Source organism: Paenibacillus urinalis (assembly GCF_028747985.1).
Taxonomy (GTDB): Bacteria; Bacillota; Bacilli; order Paenibacillales; family Paenibacillaceae; genus Paenibacillus; species Paenibacillus urinalis.
In genome coordinates, this window is sequence record NZ_CP118108.1 from 1,000,171 (window position 1) to 1,024,624 (window position 24,454).

26 protein-coding genes and 1 riboswitch are annotated in these 24,454 nt (G+C 46.5%); of the genes, 19 read left to right on the forward strand and 7 right to left on the reverse strand.

The window, feature by feature from the left end; genetic code table 11:
* The first annotated feature begins 62 nt into the window (after positions 1 to 62).
* The 6 genes from PUW25_RS04430 (at position 63) to PUW25_RS04455 (ending at position 3,330) form a co-directional block, all read left to right on the forward strand.
* Entirely contained in the window at positions 63 to 653 is a 591-nt protein-coding gene (locus PUW25_RS04430; RefSeq protein ID WP_274338161.1) for a hypothetical protein, read from the forward strand.
* A gap of 665 nt (positions 654 to 1,318) precedes the next feature.
* Positions 1,319 to 1,834 carry a GrpB family protein gene (locus PUW25_RS04435; protein ID WP_205054032.1) on the forward strand — a complete coding sequence of 172 codons (516 nt, stop codon included), beginning with the start codon at positions 1,319 to 1,321 and terminating at the stop codon, positions 1,832 to 1,834.
* A gap of 108 nt (positions 1,835 to 1,942) precedes the next feature.
* Positions 1,943 to 2,131, forward strand: coding sequence for a hypothetical protein (locus PUW25_RS04440; RefSeq protein ID WP_205054031.1), 189 nt, complete (start codon positions 1,943 to 1,945; stop codon positions 2,129 to 2,131).
* Between the two features lie 70 nt (positions 2,132 to 2,201).
* Complete coding sequence (locus PUW25_RS04445; protein WP_205054030.1) at positions 2,202 to 2,660, forward strand: hypothetical protein; 459 nt, start codon at positions 2,202 to 2,204, stop codon at positions 2,658 to 2,660.
* Between the two features lie 49 nt (positions 2,661 to 2,709).
* Entirely contained in the window at positions 2,710 to 2,901 is a 192-nt protein-coding gene (locus PUW25_RS04450) for a hypothetical protein (RefSeq protein WP_205054029.1), read from the forward strand.
* Between the two features lie 57 nt (positions 2,902 to 2,958).
* Entirely contained in the window at positions 2,959 to 3,330 is a 372-nt protein-coding gene (locus tag PUW25_RS04455) for a hypothetical protein (protein ID WP_205054028.1), read from the forward strand.
* 105 nt (positions 3,331 to 3,435) lie between these two features.
* Here the strand turns inward: PUW25_RS04455 and PUW25_RS04460 are convergent, their stop codons facing one another.
* Genes PUW25_RS04460 through PUW25_RS04475 form a run of 4 tightly spaced genes read right to left on the reverse strand, consistent with a single transcriptional unit; the run spans position 3,436 to position 6,188 of the window.
* Positions 3,436 to 4,203, reverse strand: a complete 768-nt coding sequence (locus PUW25_RS04460; protein ID WP_205054027.1) for an ABC transporter permease — start codon at positions 4,201 to 4,203, stop codon at positions 3,436 to 3,438.
* Between the two features lies 1 nt (position 4,204).
* Positions 4,205 to 4,966, reverse strand: coding sequence for an ABC transporter ATP-binding protein (locus tag PUW25_RS04465; protein WP_205054026.1), 762 nt, complete (start codon positions 4,964 to 4,966; stop codon positions 4,205 to 4,207).
* A 15-nt stretch (positions 4,967 to 4,981) separates the two neighbouring features.
* A complete protein-coding gene (locus PUW25_RS04470; RefSeq protein WP_274338162.1) occupies positions 4,982 to 5,845 on the reverse strand; it encodes a pentapeptide repeat-containing protein in 864 nt (287 codons plus the stop codon).
* Positions 5,846 to 5,858: 13 nt separating this feature from the next.
* Positions 5,859 to 6,188: a PadR family transcriptional regulator gene (locus tag PUW25_RS04475; protein WP_274338163.1), complete on the reverse strand. Its 330-nt coding sequence runs from the start codon at positions 6,186 to 6,188 to the stop codon at positions 5,859 to 5,861.
* A gap of 301 nt (positions 6,189 to 6,489) precedes the next feature.
* On the opposite strand from PUW25_RS04475, the gene PUW25_RS04480 reads away from it, so the two are divergent.
* A complete protein-coding gene (locus PUW25_RS04480; protein WP_274338164.1) occupies positions 6,490 to 7,002 on the forward strand; it encodes a P-loop nucleotide/nucleoside kinase family protein in 513 nt (170 codons plus the stop codon).
* 695 nt (positions 7,003 to 7,697) lie between these two features.
* A complete protein-coding gene (locus PUW25_RS04485) occupies positions 7,698 to 8,318 on the forward strand; it encodes a histidine phosphatase family protein (protein ID WP_047913385.1) in 621 nt (206 codons plus the stop codon).
* A gap of 15 nt (positions 8,319 to 8,333) precedes the next feature.
* Here the strand turns inward: PUW25_RS04485 and PUW25_RS04490 are convergent, their stop codons facing one another.
* Positions 8,334 to 9,110 (reverse strand): DUF817 domain-containing protein, encoded by a 777-nt coding sequence (locus PUW25_RS04490; RefSeq protein ID WP_047913386.1) that lies wholly within the window; start codon positions 9,108 to 9,110, stop codon positions 8,334 to 8,336.
* A gap of 298 nt (positions 9,111 to 9,408) precedes the next feature.
* On the opposite strand from PUW25_RS04490, the gene PUW25_RS04495 reads away from it, so the two are divergent.
* The 3 genes from PUW25_RS04495 to PUW25_RS04505 all read left to right on the forward strand — a co-directional run bounded on the left by PUW25_RS04495 (position 9,409) and on the right by PUW25_RS04505 (position 14,080).
* Positions 9,409 to 10,020, forward strand: coding sequence for a TetR/AcrR family transcriptional regulator (locus tag PUW25_RS04495; RefSeq protein WP_047913387.1), 612 nt, complete (start codon positions 9,409 to 9,411; stop codon positions 10,018 to 10,020).
* Positions 10,021 to 10,030: 10 nt separating this feature from the next.
* Complete coding sequence (locus tag PUW25_RS04500; RefSeq protein ID WP_047913388.1) at positions 10,031 to 10,627, forward strand: GNAT family N-acetyltransferase; 597 nt, start codon at positions 10,031 to 10,033, stop codon at positions 10,625 to 10,627.
* A 156-nt stretch (positions 10,628 to 10,783) separates the two neighbouring features.
* Positions 10,784 to 14,080 carry a DEAD/DEAH box helicase gene (locus tag PUW25_RS04505; RefSeq protein ID WP_274338165.1) on the forward strand — a complete coding sequence of 1,099 codons (3,297 nt, stop codon included), beginning with the start codon at positions 10,784 to 10,786 and terminating at the stop codon, positions 14,078 to 14,080.
* Between the two features lie 85 nt (positions 14,081 to 14,165).
* Here the strand turns inward: PUW25_RS04505 and PUW25_RS04510 are convergent, their stop codons facing one another.
* Together PUW25_RS04510 and PUW25_RS04515 are read right to left on the reverse strand one after the other, a co-directional pair.
* On the reverse strand, positions 14,166 to 14,402 hold the full coding sequence (locus PUW25_RS04510) for a DUF896 domain-containing protein (protein ID WP_047913389.1): 237 nt from the start codon (positions 14,400 to 14,402) through the stop codon (positions 14,166 to 14,168).
* A 97-nt stretch (positions 14,403 to 14,499) separates the two neighbouring features.
* Complete coding sequence (locus PUW25_RS04515; protein ID WP_047913390.1) at positions 14,500 to 15,150, reverse strand: LysE family translocator; 651 nt, start codon at positions 15,148 to 15,150, stop codon at positions 14,500 to 14,502.
* 120 nt (positions 15,151 to 15,270) lie between these two features.
* A riboswitch (TPP riboswitch) is annotated at positions 15,271 to 15,393 on the forward strand.
* A gap of 153 nt (positions 15,394 to 15,546) precedes the next feature.
* Here PUW25_RS04515 and PUW25_RS04520 point away from each other — a divergent pair.
* The 8 genes from PUW25_RS04520 (at position 15,547) to PUW25_RS04555 (ending at position 24,385) form a co-directional block, all read left to right on the forward strand.
* Positions 15,547 to 16,155, forward strand: a complete 609-nt coding sequence (locus tag PUW25_RS04520; protein ID WP_047913391.1) for a YkoF family thiamine/hydroxymethylpyrimidine-binding protein — start codon at positions 15,547 to 15,549, stop codon at positions 16,153 to 16,155.
* 3 nt (positions 16,156 to 16,158) lie between these two features.
* Positions 16,159 to 16,737: an ECF transporter S component gene (locus PUW25_RS04525; RefSeq protein WP_047913392.1), complete on the forward strand. Its 579-nt coding sequence runs from the start codon at positions 16,159 to 16,161 to the stop codon at positions 16,735 to 16,737.
* Positions 16,737 to 19,427 carry an energy-coupling factor transporter ATPase gene (locus PUW25_RS04530; protein ID WP_052512243.1) on the forward strand — a complete coding sequence of 897 codons (2,691 nt, stop codon included), beginning with the start codon at positions 16,737 to 16,739 and terminating at the stop codon, positions 19,425 to 19,427. Before PUW25_RS04525 ends, PUW25_RS04530 begins: the two co-directional genes overlap by 1 nt.
* 170 nt (positions 19,428 to 19,597) lie before the next feature.
* On the forward strand, positions 19,598 to 20,647 hold the full coding sequence (gene desA, locus PUW25_RS04535; protein ID WP_047913393.1) for a Delta(5) desaturase DesA: 1,050 nt from the start codon (positions 19,598 to 19,600) through the stop codon (positions 20,645 to 20,647).
* 130 nt (positions 20,648 to 20,777) lie between these two features.
* Positions 20,778 to 21,899, forward strand: coding sequence for a sensor histidine kinase (locus PUW25_RS04540; protein ID WP_047913479.1), 1,122 nt, complete (start codon positions 20,778 to 20,780; stop codon positions 21,897 to 21,899).
* Between the two features lie 17 nt (positions 21,900 to 21,916).
* A complete protein-coding gene (locus tag PUW25_RS04545) occupies positions 21,917 to 22,516 on the forward strand; it encodes a response regulator transcription factor (protein WP_047913394.1) in 600 nt (199 codons plus the stop codon).
* Positions 22,517 to 22,769: 253 nt separating this feature from the next.
* Positions 22,770 to 23,459, forward strand: a complete 690-nt coding sequence (locus tag PUW25_RS04550; RefSeq protein ID WP_370510373.1) for a pectate lyase — start codon at positions 22,770 to 22,772, stop codon at positions 23,457 to 23,459.
* A gap of 176 nt (positions 23,460 to 23,635) precedes the next feature.
* Positions 23,636 to 24,385 (forward strand): methionine ABC transporter ATP-binding protein, encoded by a 750-nt coding sequence (locus PUW25_RS04555; protein ID WP_052512244.1) that lies wholly within the window; start codon positions 23,636 to 23,638, stop codon positions 24,383 to 24,385.
* The last annotated feature ends 69 nt before the right edge of the window (positions 24,386 to 24,454 follow it).

A 24,454-nucleotide genomic window follows, 5' to 3' on the forward strand; every position in this document is an offset into this window, starting at 1 on the left:
CATATCTGATAACCGTCTATATAACGAAGATGGGATATTATTCAATAGATGGGGTTGATAGAGTGAAAAAATATATAATTGCTATAATTGCCGCTGTGTTATTAATAAATATGCATGGAGTTTTCCATGCAGACAAGGCTTTCGCCTGCAGTTGTGCAAACCTCGAACCAAATGAAGCTTATGAGCATGCAGAAGCAGTTTACACAGGTAAAGTACTTGAGATCAAGCAGGAACGTATTCAGGAAGGCGTCAGAGGACCGATAGAATTCAGGGATGCGAATCTGATGAATATTGAAGAGACATGGAAGGGCGTTAATGAATCACAAATCATTGTATACGATGAGGGTGAGGAGAATTCGTGCGGCATTAATTTTGAGGCAGGAAGCACCTATCTTGTGTACAGCTACAGAGTTGAGAATAGCGATAATCTCTACACAAGCCTATGCAGCCGTACAGCAGAAATATCGCAAGTTGAGCAGGATTTGGAATTTTTAGGCCAGGGGAGAAAGGCAGGAAATGAAGTTAATCTTGCAGATGAGATGAGTCGAATATCGAACAAAGACTATGACATGGAGATGTTTATCGGCGGTGTACTGGTTGTTATATTGGCGGTAGGAGCGATGATCTTTTTGAAGAGAAGAAGGCATAAATAAGAGGGTTCCAAAGGAGGGTAAACTAACGACCATTAATATGTAAATTAATGTTAGGGGTGAGGCCCTCTCACTTGTTGCTGTTTGTTAGATTTATTAAGATTCTAAATAAGAAGAAAGAAAAAAACGCCAATCCTAAAATTCCTAAAGCAATGAATAACGTCGATTTTTCCGAAAAGATCATGCCTATAACGAACAAAATGAAAAAGATAAGCGCTCCAATCAGATGCTGTATAATGCTTTTAATATTCAATATTCATTACTCCCTTCTCAGATATAGACAGTCTATCAATAACAGGCTAGTTTCTGCAAATCTATCTCAATATGCAAACCTTTACTAGATTTACCTATACCAAAATTAAGGTTCATTCATAGATTAGAGTATGCATTAGATCTGGATATTATGGCTTTAATGATTACACTGGTCTTGTTCATTTTGTTGGGCAATAATATTTTTACTGTTTGGCAGTGGACCTATAAGATCAAACGGATCCAATGATTAGTCTTAAAATATCATACAACTCATGTTCTATAAAGAAGAAGGCATTTGCCTTCTTCATCATTGATAATTGACAATAGACAATAGACATTACTATTCTGCATTGATGCTGCATTTTACTTATATCAATACAATAAAACTAGTATAGATAATGAGAAGGAGGAACGTTATGAAAGTGAGACTGAGTGATTACGACGAGGTATGGGTCAGGCGGTTTCAAGAAGAGGCCGATTTTCTGATGAATCTGTTTGGCGGTGAGATTGTAAACATTGAGCATTTTGGAAGCACCTCAGTTCCCGGTTTAATGGCCAAGCCTGTAATTGATATGATCTGTATCGTGAATCAGATTGATCGAGTTGACCGCTTCAATGCTACCATGCATTCACTGGGGTATGATGTTGCCGGGGATTGGGGAATTCCGGGAAGAAGACTGTTTCGCAAGGGCGGAGAGAACAGAACTCATCATATTCATTTTTATCAAGCAGGCAATCCGCATATTCAGCGGCATCTCGTGTTCAGAGACTATTTGAGAAGCCATCCTCAGGAAGCAGAAAGGTACGGCAGATTTAAAGAGGAACTGGCTCAGCGCTATGAGCACACAAGTGAATACAGCCCAGCCAAAAAAGCTTTTGTGACAGAAATGGAGCAGCTTGCGCTTGCTTGGTATAGAGAAGCGCAGCATTAAGCACATAACGGTGACTTTGGAAATCATGTTTGACGGTGCAATGATGAAATTGTGCGCTTACGGCTAGCTTACGCCAATGAGCAGTGTCGCACCAGGAGGGGAAGTTACTTGATATTTGTTGTCGTTCTACTACTGCTGGCAGTAGGGGTGTTTCTTATTGTGAAATCAAACAAAGAGGACGAACATTCGGTGCTTCTTCGCTGGGTGGGTATCTCCATTGTCATCATGTCTCTATTTTTTATAGTCATCTCGGTGTATCAAATCATTGATATTGAAGCGCATCGTGTTGGGCACTGAAGCTACAAAAGTTCGGAAAGAGCGAGAAGCTATGTTAATACATTGTACAGATTGAGAGGACCAGCCCAAAATGATACAAAGTGAAGAGGAATTCTGTCGTCTATTAGCAAAAAGAGATGGAGGCAAAGTCACATACGGTTATGAACTAAGAAGTAAACTGGAAAAAGATCGTATACTGGAATCGTTCTTAGAGCAGATGGGACATAATGCGGAGAATGTATGGCAATTCAGGCATATCGAGAAGGCTTATGCAGCAAAAATTCTGACTTATGCTATTTCCACAAATATGACTCACGATATAGATTTACCGAGTAAGTCATGGGCTGAGGAGTTAAGTGCCTATTTTGTAGATCAATTTCAGCCAGAAGTGATGTTTTATACAAATGGACATTTTGATTCGAACGGTGATCTTCTTAAGCTCTACTCTTGGGCAACCATAAGCAAATCTCAATGGAATACAATAGATACGGGTGTTATCGCTTTAGATAATGATAAAATTGGAATCTTATGGGCAATGGACCCTTTATAATCGAATTATATACATATAGGCGATGAATAAAAAAGAAGAAGGTGAGCATTTGCAGTTTCGATGGTGGATTCTGATCTGCATAGTCGTTCTGACAGGGTGTACAAGCGAGAAGAATGAGCCTTTACCCGAGATTCCGAACACTACAAGCATACATCTGACTCCGGTTGATCTGTCCCAAGGAGAAGTGAGCAAGCTAAGACCTTTCCTTGGCATGATGTCTGGTGCATTTAAATTAGAGTAAGGGGGAGAAAGTCCAAATGCTCGCTTAGATATAGATCTCTGGGAGAAAGGGCAGAGGGTGGAGACGGTAGGTTCAGTCGGGCATTTGTTTTCCAGTCTGGATGGACAGAGTATTAAAGAAACAGAGATCATAATTTCAATTGAATCCTTGCGAATAGAGAAGGATAAAGAAACGGCTATTATTAAAGTGAACAATGCTAGCAACTCGGGATCGAGTCTATCTACCTTCAATTTTGAGTTGGATACCGAATTGGCTACAAAGGGGCTGGTGGATCATACAGAACCACAATCGTATTCTTTCGATCAGCCAATCTATGTATTCGCAATGCAAGCGACAAGCACCAATGAAATATATATGATGGATCTGACACAGGAATCCTTAGGCGAGACAGAGTGGGCACTAGTATTTACTTTACGTTATGGTGACTGACATAATATAGGATGCACATGGTTCGATGACTGTCATATTTTCAAAATAAAGAAGGAGCAGCTTGCCGGGTTGGCAGTTGCTCCATTTTTTCAAAAGAAACCCTAATTATACCCGATTCTTGTATACCCGCATGGCAAAGAAGTAGGAGACGATGGTAATCCCGACACACCATGCAAGAGCGACCCAGATATCGTTGCCTACGGGAGTACCGGACAATAACGCACGGATGGTTTCAACGATCGAAGTCACCGGTTGGTTCTCGGCGAAGGCGCGAACGACCGTCGGCATCGTATCGGTGGGAACAAACGCCGAGCTAATAAATGGCAGGAAGATCAGTGGATAGGAGAAGGCACTTGCGCCTTCGACTGAATTTGCGGAAAGTCCGGCAATTACCGCGACCCAGGTTAGAGCCAGCGTGAACAAGATGAGTATTCCGGCAACTGCAAGCCAAGGGAGTATGCCCGCCTGCGAGCGAAAGCCCATAATAAGCGCTACAATAATGATGACGATAACAGATAGAACATTGGATACGACCGAGGTTAGAACATGCCCCCAGAGTAAGGCAGAACGGGAGATGGGCATCGTGTTGAACCGCTCAATAATGCCTCGCTGCTTATCCAAAAACAGACGGTAAGCCGTATAAGATATACCGCTGGCGATCGCAATCAGCAGGATGCCGGGCAGCAGATAGTTGACATAGTTATCGGTATCCGTTTGGATTGCACCGCCAAATACATAAACGAACAACAGCATCATGGCAATAGGTGTGATGCAGACGGTGATGATGGTGTCCATACTGCGGAAAATATGCCGCATGGAACGGCCAAGCATAACACCCATATCGCTGAAAAAGTGCTTTTTTGTCATTTCCATTTTACTTTTCCCCCTTAGTTCCGACGATGGCGAGGAAGATTTCCTCGAGTGAAGGCTGTTTCTCGACATACTCCACCTTTGCAGATGGGAACAGCTGTTTAAGCTCGGCAAGCGTACCGCTCGCGATAATTCGGCCCTCGTGCAATATGGCAATTCGGTCGGCAAGCTGTTCTGCCTCCTCCAAATACTGCGTGGTGAGCAGCACCGTCTTGCCTCCGTCAGCCAATTCTTTTACAGTCTTCCACACTTCGATGCGCGCCTCAGGATCAAGTCCGGTGGTTGGTTCATCGAGGAAGATAACCTCTGGATTTCCCACAAGGCTCAGGGCGATGTCCAGTCTGCGCCGCATTCCACCGGAATACGTAGACACCCTGCGGTCGGCTGCATCGGTCAGGCCAAAACGTGTCAGCAGCTCAGCAGCTACCTGGCGTGGATTTTTGAGATATCGCAGCTTGGCGATCATAATGAGATTTTCTCGTCCGGTCAAAATTTCATCCACGGCGGCAAATTGTCCGGTTAGACTGATCGACTGGCGTACCTTATTAGGATCAGCAGCTACATCGAATCCATTCACGTTCGCGGTTCCGCTGTCTTGCTTGAGCAGTGTTGTAAGAATTCTGACCGTTGTTGTTTTACCAGCCCCGTTGGAGCCGAGCAGGGCAAAGATGCTGCCCTTTTCAACCTCAAAATCGACCCCCTTTAGGACTTGATGCTGCTTGTAGGACTTTTGAAGACCTGTAACCTTAATAGATAGGTTGCTCATACTTTTTCCCCCTCCTTATCGAACTGTCACTTTGGACAAATCAGCTTCTAGGCCTTTAAGCGATGCGTAAGTCAGTTTATCCATGACTGCACCTTCGAAATTGATCGTTTTGATGGCTCGGTAATATTTCTTGGACAGCGGGAACCCTTGGAATGACACATTCCTCAGTGTAGCGCCCTTGAACGAGACCTCGTGCAGCCCCGCTTTGTCAAATTTAACGCCGATAAACGTTTGCCCGTCAAAGCACATGCCTCCCAGATCCGATTTACTGAAGTCCGCTCCGTCGAAGATACAATTTTGGAAAGCAGTTTCTCTAAGGTAGGCCATACTCAGATTGACGTCCATCAGTCTTGTATTTAAGAATTTGGCACCGGCCAGCCACGACTTGCTGAAGTTGGTACGTACAAGGATCGATTTATGGAAGCGGCCATTCGCAAGATCAAGTGTGGAAAAGTTACAGTCTGTAAGGTTTGCTCCGTCAAATATCGCATCGCGTACATTGCTAGAATGAAACGAGCTGCCGGCCAAATCTGCATTCGTGAAGTCAGATCCTTGCAAAACGCTTGATGAGAAATTTCCTTTGTGGGCGGTGACGCCGGCAAAATCGCTCTGAGGCAGGTTGCTCGCCTTTAAGTTGGTCACTACCTGCCGCTCCAGCGAGCGGGAGAGGTTAGCCACCTCGATCACGGTTTGTTCAATATCTCCGATGCTGTCAATAGTCATTGCAAAGGCAGTTTCATCATCCTTGCCCTCAGCCTTTAGTTCACGGTACCGCTCCTCCAGATCAAAGAGCAGATCGCTCTTTAATTCGGTAACGCTCTTCACTCCATCATAGGGTGCAAACACACTGTTCAAGTAACTCGACAGCTTCTCGTTCATAACAAACATCTCCTTATAATAAATTTTCAAGTACTCGCTTGGCGTATTCCCAGTTGTCTTTGTTGCGGACATAGATCGCCTTGCCTTTCTCGGTAATTCGGAAATATTTACGTCTTCCACCCTGAGATTCGTCACCCCAGTACCATTCGATCTCGCCATCATTTTCTAGTCGCCGGACGCTGGAATACATCGTCGCTTCCTTTAATTCATACTCGCCTTCCGAGCGCTCGGCAATCATCTTGACGATCTCATAGCCATAACGGTCAGCTTCGGATAATAGTCGCAATATCATGGTATCTGTGTGTCCGCGAAGTAAATCTGAAGTAATCTTGTTCTTACTCATATATATCTCCTCCGTTAACTGTATAGTACATCAAAGTACTTTGACAGTCAAGGTAGTATTTTAAATAAAATACTTAATTCGTAATAAATGTACTTCTGTCATGGGTTTTATGCAGAACTGCGGTTGTTGAAGCTGGGGTAGTCAATGGATGAATCATATGTCTGCTGCAGCAAAAGAAAAACATCTGCATTAGAGCATGGAGAGAAAAGACGAGGGAGATAAATTATGTTTTAATGATTGAATAAGAGATATCCATTCATTTCATTGTCAGAAAGGATTCATTTATTAGGAGGTGGGTTTGTTGCTATATATATTTAGCGGTTTGCCAGCTACCGGGAAGTCGACGTTGTCTTCCATGCTGGCTCGTGAGTTACGTGCAGTGTATCTCCGGGTGGATGTTGTAGAGCAGGCTATGCGGGATGCTGGAGCGAAGGTTGATGGACCGGAAGGCTACATTGTGTGTTATGCGTTGGCCTCCCAGAATCTCCGGCTTGGTCTCAACGTCATTGCAGATACAGTGAATCCGATCCCAATCACACGCGAAGCTTGGCGCAATGCAGCTGAGTCGGTTAAAGCTCCTTTTGTGGAAATTGAAGTAGTCTGCTCTGACGAAAATGAACATAGGCAGCGAGTCGAAACGCGTGCAGTAGATATTCCGGGCCTCGTTCTTCCAGCGTGGGAGCAGGTCATACATCGGGAGTATGACGTTTGGGACCGAGAACGCATCGTTATCGACACAGCTCATCAAACGGCAGCCGATAGCTTTGAGCAGTTGTGTCAGCAATTAGAAGGAGTTCGCAGGCAAATTAGTTGATGGTTGTGTTGGGGACAAAAATAGAGAGCAGCACACAGTGACAGTCACTGTTGCTGCTCTTCTTTTACTAAGTGCCGGGCTTCTTCACGACAGGAATCCACATCTCAATCTCATATAAGCTGCTGAAAAGATAAGATAGTAAGAACAGCGCCGAATGCTAGAAGACAAATCCCTCTTATTTTGATGTTAACCAGATCGGTTTCCCCATCTTCATCAACATATCGATCAAAAGGCCAAGCATCAGGGTTTCTTAAGGCTCGAATCCCCATGACAAGTGACAGAATACCAATGAGGAAAAACCATATAAAGAAAAACAAGTTGATCACTCCTTTCTATACAAAACGTATGAAATGAGGAAAAGTTAAAATTCCTATATGTAAAAAGTTTGGAGGCCATATGAAAAGAGCTAGGCAATCGATCTAACCGAGTTCATTGATGAGTTTTTGCCCCAAATTAAAGAGGATGGCATTAAACCTTCAATTTTCTTTAATAATGAAGATTCTGCAGTATTGGACATCGATCCTTTCATTCAAGATAAAGAAACAGAATTGGAAAATTACTAACAAAGAAAGAACTAAGGTTATTGCATTAACATAAGTTAATTTCTTCCATATGTGTTAGTATAGTTGGTGTTCAATTTTAGCTTGCTCGAAAGAATGACTAACTTAAGCACGTTGAAATTAGGGGGAAGAACAATGGCAATCTATTTTGTAAGGCATGGTGCGGATGATGAAGGATATCGAGGGGGCTGGAGCCAAAGGGGTCTGAATATTGAAGGCTATAGGCAATCGGAGAAACTGGGCAGGTATTTAAAAGATAACAAGAGCACTCATCCAATCCATCGGATCGTTAGCAGTGACTTGCAGAGAGCACTGGATACGGCGAATGAACTGGCTAAGGATCTGAATTTGTCCGTCGAAAGCAGCAGGGATTGGAGAGAAATGAATAATGGAGTTATTGCCGGAATGCCTCATGAAATCGTCAACGAACGATATCCAGGGCTGTATTTTTCGAGCTTAAGAATGGATGAACGGTATCCTGGCGGTGAGAGCCCAATGGAATTTTACATGCGAATTCAAGAGACCTTCAATTCCTTATGCGAAGAACAATCCAAGGAGCATATGGAGAACATTCTTGTGGTAACTCATGGCGGGGTTATTAATATCGTATATCATATCTTGAAAGGCTTAGAATGGACGAATAAAAATAATAAGTTCCCGGCTTCCAATACAGGCATTCATAAATTGGAGAATATCAATGGCCAATGGCAAACAACAATTGAAAATGGTCTGGAGCACTTAACGGAGCAGGATTAGACCCTGCTCCATTTTTTATGATTTTTTTATGTTCCGATTTGCTTTAACATATTTCAGCTGAGCCACAATAATGACGCTGATAATCACAAGGAGAAACCAGGAGCTGATCTTGCTGAAGCTCACCAGCTGCCAGGTGTCATGCTGATCAGGATACTTCCATCCATTAAAGAACGTTGCAATATTTTCCGCTGTCCAGATGAAGAAGCCCACAATAAGGAAGGCAAGCGTCAAAGGCATTCGGTAGGTTTTAGATCGTACCCGATAGATGATCCATGTCTTCCAGAACACAATGAACACAAGCAGAGTCAGCCACCAGCGATAATCGGGGATGAAATGATGTGTGAAGAAATTAAGATATATAGCTCCTCCTAGCAGCATCGACGACAGTGTTCCAGGCCATCCCGTCATGTCCATTCGCAGTCTCCGCCATATTTGACACATAAAGCTGGCTACACTTGCATACATAAATCCACTGTAGAGTGGAACTCCGAAGAGTTTCGTATATCCAGGCTCGGGATATGACCACGATCCCATCCATACCTTATACAGCTCCAGTACCAAGCCAATGACGTGAAATACACAGATGACCTTGATCTCATCCATCGTTTCCAGTCCGCTGCGGTACATGAAATATTGCACAGCGAGCAATATCAATAGAATGGCGTCGTACCGGTAGAGGAAAGGGATCTCAATCACACTGGTTATGGCCAGCGTTGCGAAGATCGCGACAGGGAATATACAGCTCATCGCCTGATGATATCCAAAATGGAGCAGCTGTACGATCGATTTCAAGTGATGTTGTCTCCTTTCGATTCTTCAATTGAATAGGCCTGCAATCAAGCTTAGCCTGATCCATGCTAGAATCTCATTTCTTATCTTGTATTAATCTTACCTGGGTTATATGTTTGGAAAAATAGAAAATCGCCTGAGGTATTTTTCATGTTTTAAGAAAAGGATAAAGAAAATGGAGATATACTCCTTAGCATAGTTAGCGCAAAAATGAGAGTGTAAACACATAAAGGATTGTGATTCGGAATGTATTATTTTATAATGAGTGAAAACTCACTCAAAAAATTAGGGGTGTAACGGTTTGCCGCGAACCAAGGAGCAATTTGAAGAAATGCGTAATGCGACCAGAGTTAAAATACAATTAGCTGCAATGCAGTTATTCGTTCACCAAGGGTTTGGCTCGACGAATGTTCAACAGATTGCGGATACAGCGGGCATTAGTATTGGGCTCTTATATCGGCATTACAAAACAAAGGAACAATTATTCAACGAATTGGTAGCCTATGCCTTGGAAGGCTTGAAACGTAATATTGTTTCCTTTGAAGCCGATGTATCCCCGAGACAGATAATGGAACAGTTTGTCCACGAAATCTACACCGATTTGATCAATGGGGAGGAGCTGGCCAATTTGCTAATTCTTATTAATCAATCGTTACTAGCAGGTGCTGGCACGACTTCAATTCAATATGACGAGATCATTCAAGTAAATGGCAAACTGCTTAATTCTACAGCAGAGCTTATTCGTAAAGGGCAGCAGCTTGGAGAGTTTCGCTCGGGTGATGCATATGAGATGTCCGTCTTTTTTTATGCGTCGGTCCAGGGTCTGGCTGAGATGAAGGTACTGCTGAAGAGTCGTTTTATCATGCCTTCACCCGCTGTCCTCACCGCATTTTTATTCAAGGAAAGGGAGTGATTTTATCGCGATTCGTGTGGTTAGAGCAGATCAAGCTCAGTTTGATGTGAGAGGTGAGATCTCCGAAATATTTGCAGATGGGTTCTCACAGTGGTTAGGGTACTTCTCCAAAGATAAGAACAAGATTGCAGCAGCATTTGCTCATATGTTTATTCTGAATCAATTCTACGTAGCTGTATCCGAAGGAAAAGTAGTCGGTATAGCTGCTTGTACAAACGGAATATCACACTCCGTCAAGCTGGATAGAACAGAGCTCCGCAAGCATTTGGGCATATATAAAGGCAGTCTTGCCGGTGTTTTTCTAAAGAAGGAGTTTGAAGCTCCTTATATAAATTTCCCGCCAGGCGCAGGTTCTATCGAATTTATAGGAACAAGTGTTGAATATAGAGGTAAAGGTATTGCTTCACAGCTGGTACAGTATATTCTTGAGCATACACCATATCAAATATACTTGATTGAAGAAGTCGCAGATACCAATATTCCGGCCATGAAGTTGTATCAAAAATTAGGCTTTGAAGTATATAAAAGCAAGCCAATACCCGTAAAAAGGGCTGAGAAAATAGGCATCAATCAGATTGTGTCATTGAAATATACGAAAAATGATTAAATACACCACCTAACTTGAAGGCGCTTGTTGCCTTCTTTTTTTGTTGTACATCAAATGACGAAGAGACTTATGAAGTGAAACTGTCGCTCATTAATGGTATCATTGCAGTTACAAGAATTGAAACGTGAAAAGCCAGAAGGAAGGTAACAAAGCGACATGACGACAATGCTGAATCGGAAGAAAATTAAACTGCTGTGTGGCAAGAAGTTCTATGAACGTGGTGAAGAGTACTATAATGCAGGCATGGTAGGTATTACTTTATCGGACGCATCGGCGGGCAATTTTCAGGCGGTTGTTAAAGGCGGCGGCAGAAATAAATATGATGTCTCGATCCAAATGAATGCCGGAGGCGATGTGGAAGCGCAGTGCACTTGCCCTGCCTACACCAATTACAATTATTATTGCAAGCATATTGCGGCTGTCCTTCTTCAGATCAGCGAGATGCAGCAGGAGGGGCGGATTGAAGTGAAGTCTTACCCTTCGTTGCTTCATCCCGAGACCGTCGTTCCAGAGGGACGTTTAACCCCGCGCTTTCACAGAGAAGCGAGTGAGGAGCAGCTTATAGAGGATGTGCTTGCCCTCTTCAGCAGCACGAGCCGAGTGAGTCCGGAAGCCAAATATATTATGGAGACAAGAGAGCCTCTTCGCATAGAGTATTTGATCAGGCCTGTTCCATACGGTTTGAATAAGCAGATGATCGGGCTGGAGATGAAGCTTGGAGCGAAGCGCTTGTATATCGTTCAGCAGATGAAGCAGTTTCTTAGCCGGATGCAGCATGGGGGATCGTATGTCTTCTCGAAGAATTTCACCTATAACCCCGAAGCTCATTATTTCAGACCTCATGACGAAGCGGTGTTGAAAGAGCTCATCCAATTGGAGCGTCAGGAGGAGATGTATCACGAATCGATAAACTCCTATCCGGGACGTGGCAGAAACCAGGACAGGCTGCTGCTGATTCCTCCGCTGGCATGGGAGCGAATCGCGCCCCTGCTCCAGAATGTACCAGAGGCATATACGCAGCAGGAGGAGCAGATATTCAGCGGCGTATCCTGTACAGGCAGCCTGCTGCCCCTGGATTTTGAATTTACGAAGTCGGACACAGATGCAGGCTATGAGCTGACGGCTATGGGGATTCGCGATGTACTGATCCTGCCGGAATATCGGATGACGCTAAAGAACGGTATTTTCTATAAAATGTCGGAGGAATCCGTCAGCCAGATCGCGGGCTTACAGGAGAAGCTCTCACGTGTTCATATTCCCAAGCTCACGATACCTGCCAAGCAGATGAGCCCTTACATGGAGAAGGTCGTTCCGGGTCTGATGCGGCTCGGGCGAGTGCACCTGGCAGAGGAAGTGTCCAGCCACATGGTTCAAGTGCCGATGAAGGCAAGGCTGTATCTGGATCGCGTTCGGGACAAGCTGCTGGCGAGTCTCGAGTTCCAGTACGGAGATGTCGTGATCAATCCGCTGGAGGAGAAGGCGAGGCTCCCGGAGAACAAGATCATTATTCGAGATAAGCCGCAAGAGGAACAAATTATCCGGCTCATGCAAACGAGTGATTTTACTCAGACGGAATCTGGATATTACCTGGAGAATGAGGATGCGGAGTTTGATTTTCTGTATTACACGATGCCTCAGCTTGAGCAGCTACTTGATGTATATGCCACTTCAGCGGTGAAGATCAGAGTACTGTCCGAGCCGATTGCTCCGAAGATTCATATGGACATGGATGAGCGCACCGATTGGATGGAATTCAAATTTGATATTAACGGAATACCGGTGAATGAAATTAAGCACGTGATCGAGAGCGTGGAAGCCAAAAGAAGATATCATAAGCTGTCGAATGGCGCACTCATGCCCTTATCAGCACCAGCCTTTCAAGAGATGGTGAGGCTCATGAACGATATGGGCTTTCGCAAGGGAGAGATCGAGGACGGAATCATGAAGCTTCCGGTCGCTGCAGGACTCCGTGTGATGGACCGGGATCTGGGAGACCAAGTACAGTTTGGCAGCAGATTGAAGGAATTCATGGAGAATCTCGCCCATCCTGAACATATGGATTTCCCTGTTCCTGCCCGGCTGGCTCCTATTCTGCGAGACTATCAGAAGCAGGGATATCTGTGGATGAAGACGCTGGCCTCCTATCGGTTTGGAGGCATTCTGGCAGACGATATGGGGCTAGGCAAAACGCTGCAGAGCATCACCTACATCGTGTCTGAGCTTCAAGCCATCCGCGAGCATAAGCAGCCTGTAATGATCGCTGCGCCTGCCTCACTTATTTACAATTGGAAGAATGAGCTAGAGAAGTTTGCTCCAGAACTCACGACCGTCATCGTAGACGGAAGTAAGCCAGATCGGCTGAGAATGATCCGCGAGCATCATGCGGTAGATGTACTTATCACATCTTATCCGCTTCTGCGAATGGATGCGGATATGTATAGTGAACGGCATTTCCATACCTTTATTATGGATGAAGCCCAGGCGTTCAAGAATTATGCAACCCAAACCGCACATGCGGTAAAAGCAATAAATGCGAGACACCGGTTTGCACTTACCGGGACACCCATTGAGAACAGCCTTGAAGAACTGTGGTCCATCTTTGACGTTGTATTTCCGGAGCTGTTTCAGGGGCGAAAGGCCTTCAACGAGTTATCAAGAGAAGCTATTGCCCGCAGAATTCGTCCATTCCTCCTCCGCCGAGTCAAGGCAGATGTACTTGCGGAGCTGCCGGAGAAGATCGAATCCTTGCACACTTCCGAGCTGCTGACCGAGCAGAAGAAGCTCTATGTTGCCTTCTTGGCCAAGCTGCGGGCTGAGACCGTGAAGCATCTGAGCGAGAAGCAGTTCGATAAGAATCGAATCAAGATCCTGGCCGGCCTAACCCGGCTAAGACAGCTGTGCTGCCACCCAGGGCTGTTTGTGGAAGGCTATCAAGGCAGCTCTGCGAAGTTCGAGCAATTGATGGAGCTGATCGAAGAAAGCCGGAGCGCGGGCAAAAGGGTGCTGCTCTTCTCACAATTTACAGAAATGCTGGGCATCATCGGCAGGGAGCTCGGAGCTCAGGGTATTCCGTTCTTTTATCTGGATGGACAGACACCAGGCCAAGAGCGTGTTGAAATGTGTCAGCGATTTAATGAGGGAGAGAGGGACTTCTTCCTCATATCGCTTAAAGCCGGGGGTACGGGACTTAACTTGACGGGGGCTGATACCGTCATTCTGTATGATCTGTGGTGGAACCCTGCGGTAGAGGACCAGGCAGCGAGCCGGGCACACCGGATGGGACAGAAGAATGTGGTTCAGGTCATCCGGCTGGTGAGCCGCGGTACCGTAGAGGACAAGATGTATGAGCTTCAGCAGCGTAAGAAAAATCTCATAGAAGAAGTGATTCAGCCAGGTCAGGAATCATCATCCACCTTAAGTGAGGAAGAAATCCGCGAAATACTGGCGATATAGCATAGATGATCCTGCATAAAAGAAAAGGATAGAATCGACAGATACCCGCCGTTGTACAGGTATTCGATTCTATCCTTATTTTGCTTTAATTGAGCTTTGATTTATCCTGCTGCTGCTCGAGCTTGAGCTTCTCCGGAGTAACGTCATCTCCGTTCGGATCTACGATGGTCAGTCCGGATATCGTGGACAATACCTGTCCGCGGATCGCCTTCAAATATTCCTCACGAAGCGCCTTCTGTTCGGTAATTTCCTCCGCTGTCAGGCCTTCTTTCTTCTGTTTGCGGCTCAGCTCATTAATTCTATTTAATGAAGGGATCTCCATGGTATCAGCCTTCCTTTCAAGCTACATTGTATCCTGACAGTTTACTGTATGATACGGCTTATTGCAACCCGAAGGGTAGAAGATAGGCTGTTATCTGCTACTCTATAGCTTTGGTTCTGAGCAGCGTAATACTCATTGCAATAAATATGAACCCTGTCGCTTTGTTAAGGATCGTCTTCATCTTGACGTTATTTCTCAGTTTACCCGTTGCTGTGGACGAGAAGGCGGCGATCAGGATGCTCCAGATTCCTCCGGTCAAGCAATATGTAAGACCAAGCACTACAAAAGGCAGTGGCGAAGCATCGCTGCCCGGGGCAATAAATTGCGGCATAAATGCGAGAAAAAACATGGCGACTTTAGGATTGGTTACATTCGTGAAAAGGCCTTGTGTAAATATTTTGGAATTCGATAACTCGGAAGGCGTATCTACAGGTCCACCATGAGACTTAGCCTTAGGCGATGCCTTGTCGATCAGCATTCGAATGCCGAGATACGCTAGATAAATTGCACCTACAACCTTGATGACATTGAACAGAACAGCAGAGCTCATCAAGATCACGGATAAACCGAACGCAGCAAGCAGTGTATGCACAACGCCCCCTGCCGTAATGCCAAGCGCCGAAACAATGCCCGCCCGCTTCCCCTGAGCCACACTTCTGCCAAGAACATACATCGTATCAGGCCCTGGCGTAATATTGAGCAGGATGGACGAGATCAGAAATACTTCGAAGTTAATAATACCCAGCATGTGGAGCCCTCCTTTGTTGTAAATATCATAATTCATGTTTACCAATTTGTGTAGACAATCGAGTCTTTACAAAACAGGAGAAAGCGTATAATGGGTTACGATTGGAACAGCATAATCGAAATACAGCACTAGGGGTGCCTTAACTGGCTGAGAGACCAATACGTCGATGATATGGACGATGGCGGTTAACCCTTTACACCCGATCTAGATCATACTAGCGTGGGGAAGTGCGGGGATATGAAATGATATAGGCCCGGAACCGGCATCCGATCTGACACAAGCTTCAGTTCAGATCAAGCAAAATTCAGGGCATTACATTTTATTGAGCTGCACTCACTCAGGGGTGCAGCTCTTTTTTGTGTTGTTTCAGCAATACGAACCTGAGGAGATGGAGTAATGAGTACAGAAGTATGTGGAACAAGTCGAATCGTGGGCTGTCGTTTTTCGCTATATCCGATGAGCGATCGGTTTGTTGATATTATTCTTGGTGCAATCCAAGAGGCGGATACCTCCAAGGTATGGACAGAGACCGGTGATGTAAGTACCTGCGTACGCGGCAGGCTTGAGCATGTTTTTGACGTTATGAAGGCGATTTATCTGCATGCAGCCAAGACAGGCGAGCACGTGGTGTTCAGCGGCACCTTCTCTATTGGCTGTCCGGGTGATTCGGCGGGTGATGTATACATGTCAGAGGATGCTGTCCGAATGAATGAAGACATCGTATCCTCTATCCGTATTGAAGGAGCAGCGGAATATGCCCTATACGCTCTCGGAGAGCCGGAATACATGAAGAAGATTGCGAACGTCGTTGATATTGCGAAGGAGGATGGCAGCTACGGCGGAGGTATTCATTACGCTACACGCCTAGAAGGGGATGTACATACGATCTTCAAGACACTGGAGCAATCCTTTGAAGTGACGCAGGAATCGGTGTCCCATGTCGTAATGACCGTAACGCTGTCCTGCAACAGTCCTTCTAATAAGAAGCAAGGGAAGGCGGAATAACGTATGGGAGCCTGGAAGCTGCGTGACATTATCGTATTAAGCTCATTGTCCGTTGTATTTGCCGTCATTTATCTCGTATTTTTACAAATTGGCAATCTGCTCACCGGTGTCATGGGACCGATGGGTTATGAGGTGATCTTCGGAATCTGGTTCATTGTCTCCATTATTGCTGCCTATATTATCCGCAAGCCAGGGGCGGCCTTTTTGTCCGAAACTATTGCTGGCATTATTGAAGTACTGATTGGAAACACAACCGGTCCTATTCTTATCGTATCGGCGATGATTCAAGGTCTTGGAGCAGAAATGGTCTTTGCAGCGGTTCGTTATCGTAAATATTCGCTGCCCGTCCTGATGCTGTCAGGTATAGGGGCAGCAGTGTTCAGCTTCGCCTGGGGCTACTTCCGGTCCGGCTTTGCTGCATTATCACCTGAATTTGTCATCGCCATGCTGGCGGTACGGATCATCAGCGGAGCAATTCTGGCCGGTCTGCTCGGAAAATGGATTGCGGATGCACTGGTTCGTACGGGTGTGCTGCGAAGCTTCCCGGTTGCCAAAGCAGCAGCCCGGTCACACAAAGCATAATGGTACTCCACACGGACAAAGATCAACCTGTCGATGAGACTTGCAGGTCCGCTGCTGCCATTGAAGTGAGAGATTTGACTCTTCAGTATGAGGAAGAAGCTCCGCTTATATTAAATGGGATCACATTCGACTTGATTCCAGGTGAGATGCTGCTGCTCCTGGGACCAAGCGGGAGCGGTAAGAGCTCGCTCGCGCTGTGTCTGAACGGAATTTATCCGCAAGAGATCGAGAGTCTGGTTACGGGAAGCGTCAGGATATGGGGCAGGCCGATGGTAGAGCAGAGTGCAGCATTGCATGCGCAAGCGGTAGGGATTGTCTTTCAAGATGTCGATAGCCAGTTCTGTATGCTGACAGTAGAAGAAGAGGTTGCCTTCTGCTTGGAAAATGTGGAATGTCCACATGAGAGGATCCGCAGCCGAATGGATGAAGCGCTTGAGATGGTTGACCTGCTGCCGTACAGAACGGCTCAGATTCACACTCTCTCCGGCGGCATGAAGCAGCGTCTAGCGATTGCCTGTGCACTCGCGCTTCGCCCCGGCATCCTTGTATTGGATGAGCCGACGGCCAATCTTGACCCGGTGGCTACTCGTAATCTGGCTCAGCTCATCTCATCACTTCGCAAAAAGCATGGAATAACGGTGCTCCTAATCGAGCATCAGCTGGATGCCTGGATGGCAGACATCGATCGTATTGCCCTAATGGATCAGGAAGGACAGATATGCCGAGTGGCTGCACCGAGCGAGTTTTTCTCGAAATATCGTGCTGAACTGGAGCAAATGGGGATTTGGGTGCCTGGCCCAGTGAGCCTGCAGCGGCAGCTAAGTGAATATGTACCGGGATCGGCGGATGTTCTTCCACTCACTGCTGAAGAGCTCATCCATTACTGGGTATCACGTCCTAAGCTTGAGCAAGGGCAGGTAATTGACTACTTGCAGAAGAGCTCTGAGCTATCTCTGTATTCTAGAGGAGATGGAGAGAGACATGCTCCTGTGCTGGAGGCACATGGGATGACATTTTATCGACAGGATCGGCCTGTCATTCAGAATGTCTCTCTGCGGGTGAGAGCAGGTGAATTCATCGCTATAACCGGACCGAATGGAGCAGGGAAGTCTACGCTGGCCGGGCTTCTGTCCGGATTGCTCACGCCTAAGGAAGGGCGGGTTCTTGCTGGCGGAGAGGATATGATCCGGGTGCCGGAGTCTGTCATCCGCAAGCGGGTCGGCCTCGTCTTTCAGCATCCCGAGCATCAGTTCGTTACGGATAAAGTGAGCGAGGAGCTTGCATTTGGACTGCGCCTGCAAGGTAAGTCCGAGGAAGAGGTTCAGCTGAGGACAGCAGAGCTTCTATCCGAGTTCCGGCTGTCTCACCTTGCAGACTACAGTCCCTATGCACTGAGTCAGGGCCAGAAACGAAGACTCAGCGTAGCTTCGATGCTTGTGGAAGAGCAGCAGGTGCTTATATGTGATGAGCCCACCTATGGCCAGGATGCCTATGCATCTCTGAGGCTGCTGGAAGCATTGAAGTCCAGGGTCCGGCAAGGACTTACGGTCATTATGATCACACATGATATGGAATGGGTCCGCGCTTACGCTACTCGTGTGATTGTGATGATGGAAGGAAAGATAGAGCTGGACGACAGCCTGTCAGCACTGTGGCACTGGCCTGAGGAGCGACTTGCTGAGGCGAAGCTGGTGCTGCCGCTTGAGGTACAGCTGGCAAGAGCATTAGAAATGGACTCTAGCATCAGAACGGAGAAGTTCCCGAATACAGCTGAAGCCCCTGTCCATAATTCAAGTGTGTACGAAGCACTTACAAGTTCAGACGAAGCAAACGCAATCACATTCGAAGCTGGAAGTGCAGTCAAATCAGCCGGAAGTGCTTCCGCTTCTTCTCAGCACGGCGGCTGGAATCTCCATCATATGAATCCGAGTATTAAGGCCCTTGCCGTCACCCTTGGTGTCATACTGCTGTCACTCGCATTTGATCCCTTCACGCAGCTGAGTGCTTTAATCGTAACGATCCTGCTTACGGCGTGGCTTGGCCAAGTATCCTGGCGCAGATGGGTGCTGCTGTTTGCACCATTCTTGATCATGGCCCTCGGCTATGTGTGGACAGCGATTGTCTTTCCGAGAGAGAGCATCGTTATGAATGATGAAGTATGGATCAGGATCGGCGGGTTTGAGGCGGGACGAGAAACGGTGCTTACCGCTCTGTCTCTCGGGCTTCGTACGCTCACCTTCTCTGCGCTCTCGCTCCTGTTCATTCTTACGACAGATCCGGTGAAGCTGATCTTTAGCCTGATGCAGCAGTGCAGGCTGTCCCCGAAGCTCGCTTACGGGATTATGGCAGGTTATCGCTTCTTGCCGCTGTTCCGGGAAGAGCTTGCGACGATGCAGCAGGCCCACCGTATGCGGGGGATTCAGCGGGAGAGGGGAGTGCGCTTTATTCTTCACGCGTTCAAGAGGTACTCGATTCCGCTGCTGGCCAGCAGCATTCGCAAATCCGAGCGGGTAGCTGTCGCCATGGTATCCAGAGGATTCACGGGGAAGCGGGATCGTGATTTTTATTTGAAGCTGCAAGTAAGATGGCAGGATTGGGGCTTCCTGATGATATTGCTGGCGGCGATTTCTCTATGCTTTTTATTGGCCGCACAGCTTGGATATTTGGAATGGTACGGAGGACAGCTGTAACTGGTTAAACATACGAAATAGGAGGATACATGACATTTGTCATACTCATGAGTTGACGTTTATGACTTCAAGGGGTGTCCTTATTCTTCTACAATGGAAGAAGAATAAGGACACGAGTCCAAAGGAGCGCTAAGTTACTTTGCCTGTCCTGCTGTGAAGGAGACGATGTCATGTCTGCATCATTTAAATCCCAGTTAAAAAAGGAAGTAGCTCCTTACGAAAAAACGGAGCTCAAAGCAAGTGTAATTCAAATGGTAAATACGCTTATTCCTTTATTTGTGCTTTGGTATTTGGCCTACGTAAGTTTGTCGGTATCCTACTGGCTCACCTTGCCTATAACTTTGGTTGCTGCCGGTTTTGTCATTCGGACATTCATCATATTTCATGACTGCTGTCATGGTTCTTTCTTCAAAAATAAAAAAGCAAACAACATTGTGGGTACGCTGACGGGTGTGATCTCACTTACCCCTTATATGCAGTGGAAATACAGTCATTCGGTGCACCATGCCTCCAGCGGTAACCTGGATAAACGAGGAATCGGCGATATATGGATGATGACCGTCACCGAATATAATGAATCACCATGGTATACCAAGTTTTATTATCGTGTCTATCGTAATCCGATCATTCTGTTCGGAATCGGTCCGATTGCGGTGTTCTTGCTGCAATATCGATTTAATCGGCGCGGTGCTAAGCGCAAGGAACGCTTAAATACGTATTTAACGAATCTGCTGATCGTGAGTGTATATGCGCTGCTCATTCTGGCCATCGGCTGGAAGGCATTCCTGCTTGTCCAGGTGCCGGTATTTTATTTTGCAAGCATGCTTGGCATTTGGCTGTTCTATGTTCAGCATACCTTTGAGGATTCTTATTTCGAGAGTGAGGAAGAATGGTCTTATATTCAAGCTGCTGTCGAAGGCAGCTCCTATTACAAGCTTCCGAAGCCGCTGCAGTGGATTACGGGTAATATCGGATTCCATCATGTCCACCATCTGAGCCCGAGGGTGCCTAACTACCATTTGGAGGAGGCACACAACGCCACACCGCCTTTGCAGCAAGCTACGACGATTACCGTCCTGGAGAGCTTCAAGGCGATGAGGTTCCGATTGTGGAACGAGGATATGAAGAAATTTGTAACGTTCAGGCAATACAAGAAAGGGCAGCGTCTCAAGGAGCGTGCTCAGCGAGAGCTCGCAGACAAGAAGGCAGCAGCCATTTAAATAGGAAGCATAAGACTTCAGTGCTTATGGTAAGATGACTATAGATAATCATATCTGTAGTCTTTTTATTATTAGGGCTGCAGCGGATGATGAACTCTCGGAAATGAGCAGGTGAACTTAAATGAACAGCATGCATCGCTGGCAGGATATGTTTCGCAAAAATACGGGCCTGAACCCTTATGTATGGCTGGTCTGTTTTATATTGCCGTTTTATTTTATTATCGGATCTTCCTCCAAAGGATATGTTGTATTCGGTGTTCTGCTGATCATCCTCTTCTTCGGCTCGAATCTGCTCGGACTTGTCATGAGGGGATGGCCGGTATACATCTGGTATGGGCTTCAAATCGCGATATCTGTTATGATGGCGCTTATCTTCGGCTTTGTTTATTTTTCACTTTTTCTGGCTTTCTTCATTGGGACGATTCAAAATAAGGCCGGATTTATTACGCTGTATACCGTACATCTTGTCACGACCTTTATTACGATTAATTATTCACTGGCTTCTGCCAATGAAGTGGTCATTAAGCAGCTTCCTTTTGTACTGATCAGTATGATGGCTGTGATACTGCTTCCTGTCAACACCTATAACAAAAATAAACAAGATCGGCTCGAAGGCCAGCTGGAGAATGCGAATAAACGGATCTCCGAGCTGGTCAAGCTAGAAGAACGGCAGAGAATATCGCGTGACCTGCATGATACTTTGGGTCAGAAGCTGTCGCTTATTGGCCTGAAGAGCGAACTGGCGGGCAAGCTAGTTGTCCGTGATCCGAAGCGTGCACAGAGTGAGATGGATGATGTAAGGCAAACGGCACGCACCGCACTGAAGGAAGTGCGCGAGATGGTCACCCAGATGAGAGGGGCGCGGCTGGAGGACGAGCTGTTTCGAATCCGTCAGATTTTGAAGGCGGCTGACATTGAGCTTCATATTGAAGGGGAAGAGCATCTAAGTGACCTCTCTTTAATGAACGAGAATGTGCTCGGAATGTCGCTGAAGGAAGCAGTGACGAATGTGGTCAAGCATAGTGAGGCGACCAGGTGTGACATAACGATCCATCCTGAACGAACCGAGCTGGCAGTTATCATAAAGGATAATGGGCGGGGGATTGGAGAAGCGGCTAAGAAGTCACGGGGCAATGGGCTGCGAGGAATGAAGGAGCGGCTTGAATTTGTGAACGGTAGTCTCCATATTGCGACACATGAAGGAACCGAGCTGCGCATTGCTGTGCCACATGCAGTACTTGCGGCAGAGTGAGATAGGAGTGGGATATCTTGATACGAATTGTAATTGCAGAAGATCAGCGGATGCTGTTAGGGGCTCTCGCATCCCTCTTGGATCTTGAAGAGGATATGGAAGTGATCGGCAGGGCAAATAATGGAGAGGACGCAATTAAGCTCGTCCATCAGTATGAGCCGGATATTTGCATCATGGACATTGAGATGCCGATCAAGAATGGGCTGGACGCCGCAGAGGAAATCAAGGGCAGAGACTGCAAAGTGATTATACTGACTACTTTTGCTCGTACCGGTTATTTTGAGCGCGCCCTAAAGGCAGGGGTCAGCGGATACTTGCTTAAGGACAGTCCAATTGAGGAGCTGGCTCAGACCATTCGGAGTGTCATGTCAGGAAGAAGAATCTATGCGGCTGAGCTGGTTGATGAAGGATACGGCGAGAAGAACCCGCTGACGGATCGGGAGAAGGCCGTGCTTGAGCTGATTGCAGATGGCAAGAATACGAAGGAAATTTCGGATGAGCTGTACATTACGACAGGAACGGTACGCAATTATGTGTCAGTCATTCTGGACAAGCTCGGCGTCAGCAACCGGATTGAGGCGATCAAGCATTTTAAGGAAAAAGGCTGGTTTAAGTAAAAAACACTTCTAATGATTATTCGTGTTACGGCGATATGCAGTATATAACCTCGCGCGTAATGTATCTGATGAATCCGTTATATAGAAGACACAGGCCCCTTGAGATACGTATGAAATGAGCTAACTTGTCTAATGATTATTCCGGTACTTGTCTGTCCTTTGATATGCTGGGACACACGATGCAAGTGAAGGTGCACATTCACGCTGTATCGTGAGGAGCAGTATTCAAATTCTAAATAGAAGGACGGGATGAATGATGAAGACAGTGTTGAAGAAGCGTTTAACGGGAGCCTTGTTGTCTACGACTCTGGTCGCGGCTGCATTTGGCATTTTGCCAGGAAGTATGAATGCGGCTACCACGGTAAATCAAACCATTATTGTACCTGCGGGACAAACTTATGACGGACAGGGGCAGACCTTCGTGGCTAACCCGAGTACGCTTGGGGATGGTGGACAAGGTGAGGGACAGAAGCCGGTATTCAGGCTGGAGGCTGGAGCTACATTAAAGAACGTTATTCTCGGCGCACCTGCAGCGGATGGTGTACATTGTTATGGAAGCTGTAATATTACGAATGTAACATGGCAGGATGTGGGTGAGGACGCATTGACCCTGAAATCCTCCGGAACGGTGAACATTACAGGCGGAGCAGCCTATAAAGCCTACGATAAAGTCTTCCAAGCCAATGCCGCAGGTACATTCAATATCAAGAACTTCAGAGCCGACGATATTGGCAAGCTTGTTCGTCAGAATGGCGGAAGCTCCTATAAAGTCGTGATGAATGTAGACAGCTCGGATATTTCGAACGTCAAGGATTCTATTCTGCGAACCGACAGCAGCACGTCCACTGGTAAGATTACGAATACCCGATATCATGATGTACCTACCCTATTTAAGGGCTTTGCTTCTGGAAATACGTCACAGTCAGGGAATACCCCATACTGAGGCTTGAGTTTTTAGACATTTAGATCCTAAATGTTGAAAATGTATGGAATTTCAGACTCATATATGCTATGATTTATAAGGTTCGATTGTTTGGAAAAGTGTTACACACGCTCGCCCGGGTCATGTCTATCGATCCGGTGCGGGCTCTTTTATGATTAAGGAGGATTGAATTTTACGTGATATCGCTAAGCCATGTCAGCAAGACATTCGGGGCAGGGAAGCATGGCAGTGGCTTGACCGTCGTTGATGATGTGTCTCTTCATATTGAGCAAGGGTCCATTCACGGCATTATCGGGGCAAGCGGCGCGGGAAAGTCTACTCTTCTTCGTATGATGAATGTATTGGAAAGGCCGGATCAGGGACAAGTCTATATGGGAGATCAGGAGCTGACCCGGATGAAGGAAGGCGAGCTGCGGGAAGCGCGAAGAAAGATCGGAATGATCTTTCAGCATTTCAATCTGCTGTCTAATCGAACTGTGCATGGGAATGTTGCGGTTCCGCTTGAGCTTGCTGGTGTCTCCCGAGAGGAACGCAATCAGCGGGTTCAGGAATACTTGCAGTTTGTCGGTCTCTCGGACAAGGCGGCACAATATCCGGCTCAGCTCAGCGGAGGGCAGAAGCAGCGGGTAGCCATTGCCAGGGCGCTTGCAAATCAGCCCCAGGTACTGCTCTGTGATGAACCGACCTCGGCACTTGATCCGAAGACAACAGGCGGTGTGCTGGAGCTGCTGGAGCATGTCAACAGGGAAATGGGCATTACCATCGTGATCGTTACGCATGAGGTATCTGTTGTGGAGCGGCTGTGCCAATCGGTTTCCTTCATGGACTCGGGCAAAATCCTTCGGACCGTAGAGCTGGCAGAGGGTGCATTGCCTCCAGATATGCTGGCCTGGTACGAGGAGCAGGAAGCAGGTGACGAGCGTTGAGTGATTTTTTTATAGGACTCTACGATTATGTCGTTCATTTCTATCCCAATTATGTGGAGACCTATTCTT

What these genes read in the sequence shown, in the direction of transcription:
- PUW25_RS04525 (WP_047913392.1), top strand. Translation starts at nt 16,159, where the DNA reads ATGGGAGCCTGGAAGCTGCGTGACATTATCGTATTAAGCTCATTGTCC.
- PUW25_RS04550 (WP_370510373.1), top strand. Translation starts at nt 22,770, where the DNA reads ATGATGAAGACAGTGTTGAAGAAGCGTTTAACGGGAGCCTTGTTGTCT.
- PUW25_RS04515 (WP_047913390.1), bottom strand. Translation starts at nt 15,150, where the DNA reads ATGCTGGGTATTATTAACTTCGAAGTATTTCTGATCTCGTCCATCCTG.
- PUW25_RS04470 (WP_274338162.1), bottom strand. Translation starts at nt 5,845, where the DNA reads ATGAACGAGAAGCTGTCGAGTTACTTGAACAGTGTGTTTGCACCCTAT.
- PUW25_RS04465 (WP_205054026.1), bottom strand. Translation starts at nt 4,966, where the DNA reads ATGAGCAACCTATCTATTAAGGTTACAGGTCTTCAAAAGTCCTACAAG.
- PUW25_RS04435 (WP_205054032.1), top strand. Translation starts at nt 1,319, where the DNA reads ATGAAAGTGAGACTGAGTGATTACGACGAGGTATGGGTCAGGCGGTTT.
- PUW25_RS04445 (WP_205054030.1), top strand. Translation starts at nt 2,202, where the DNA reads ATGATACAAAGTGAAGAGGAATTCTGTCGTCTATTAGCAAAAAGAGAT.
- PUW25_RS04510 (WP_047913389.1), bottom strand. Translation starts at nt 14,402, where the DNA reads ATGGAGATCCCTTCATTAAATAGAATTAATGAGCTGAGCCGCAAACAG.
- PUW25_RS04505 (WP_274338165.1), top strand. Translation starts at nt 10,784, where the DNA reads ATGACGACAATGCTGAATCGGAAGAAAATTAAACTGCTGTGTGGCAAG.
- PUW25_RS04540 (WP_047913479.1), top strand. Translation starts at nt 20,778, where the DNA reads ATGCATCGCTGGCAGGATATGTTTCGCAAAAATACGGGCCTGAACCCT.
- desA (WP_047913393.1), top strand. Translation starts at nt 19,598, where the DNA reads ATGTCTGCATCATTTAAATCCCAGTTAAAAAAGGAAGTAGCTCCTTAC.
- PUW25_RS04460 (WP_205054027.1), bottom strand. Translation starts at nt 4,203, where the DNA reads ATGGAAATGACAAAAAAGCACTTTTTCAGCGATATGGGTGTTATGCTT.
- PUW25_RS04475 (WP_274338163.1), bottom strand. Translation starts at nt 6,188, where the DNA reads ATGAGTAAGAACAAGATTACTTCAGATTTACTTCGCGGACACACAGAT.
- PUW25_RS04485 (WP_047913385.1), top strand. Translation starts at nt 7,698, where the DNA reads ATGGCAATCTATTTTGTAAGGCATGGTGCGGATGATGAAGGATATCGA.
- PUW25_RS04530 (WP_052512243.1), top strand. Translation starts at nt 16,737, where the DNA reads ATGGTACTCCACACGGACAAAGATCAACCTGTCGATGAGACTTGCAGG.
- PUW25_RS04520 (WP_047913391.1), top strand. Translation starts at nt 15,547, where the DNA reads ATGAGTACAGAAGTATGTGGAACAAGTCGAATCGTGGGCTGTCGTTTT.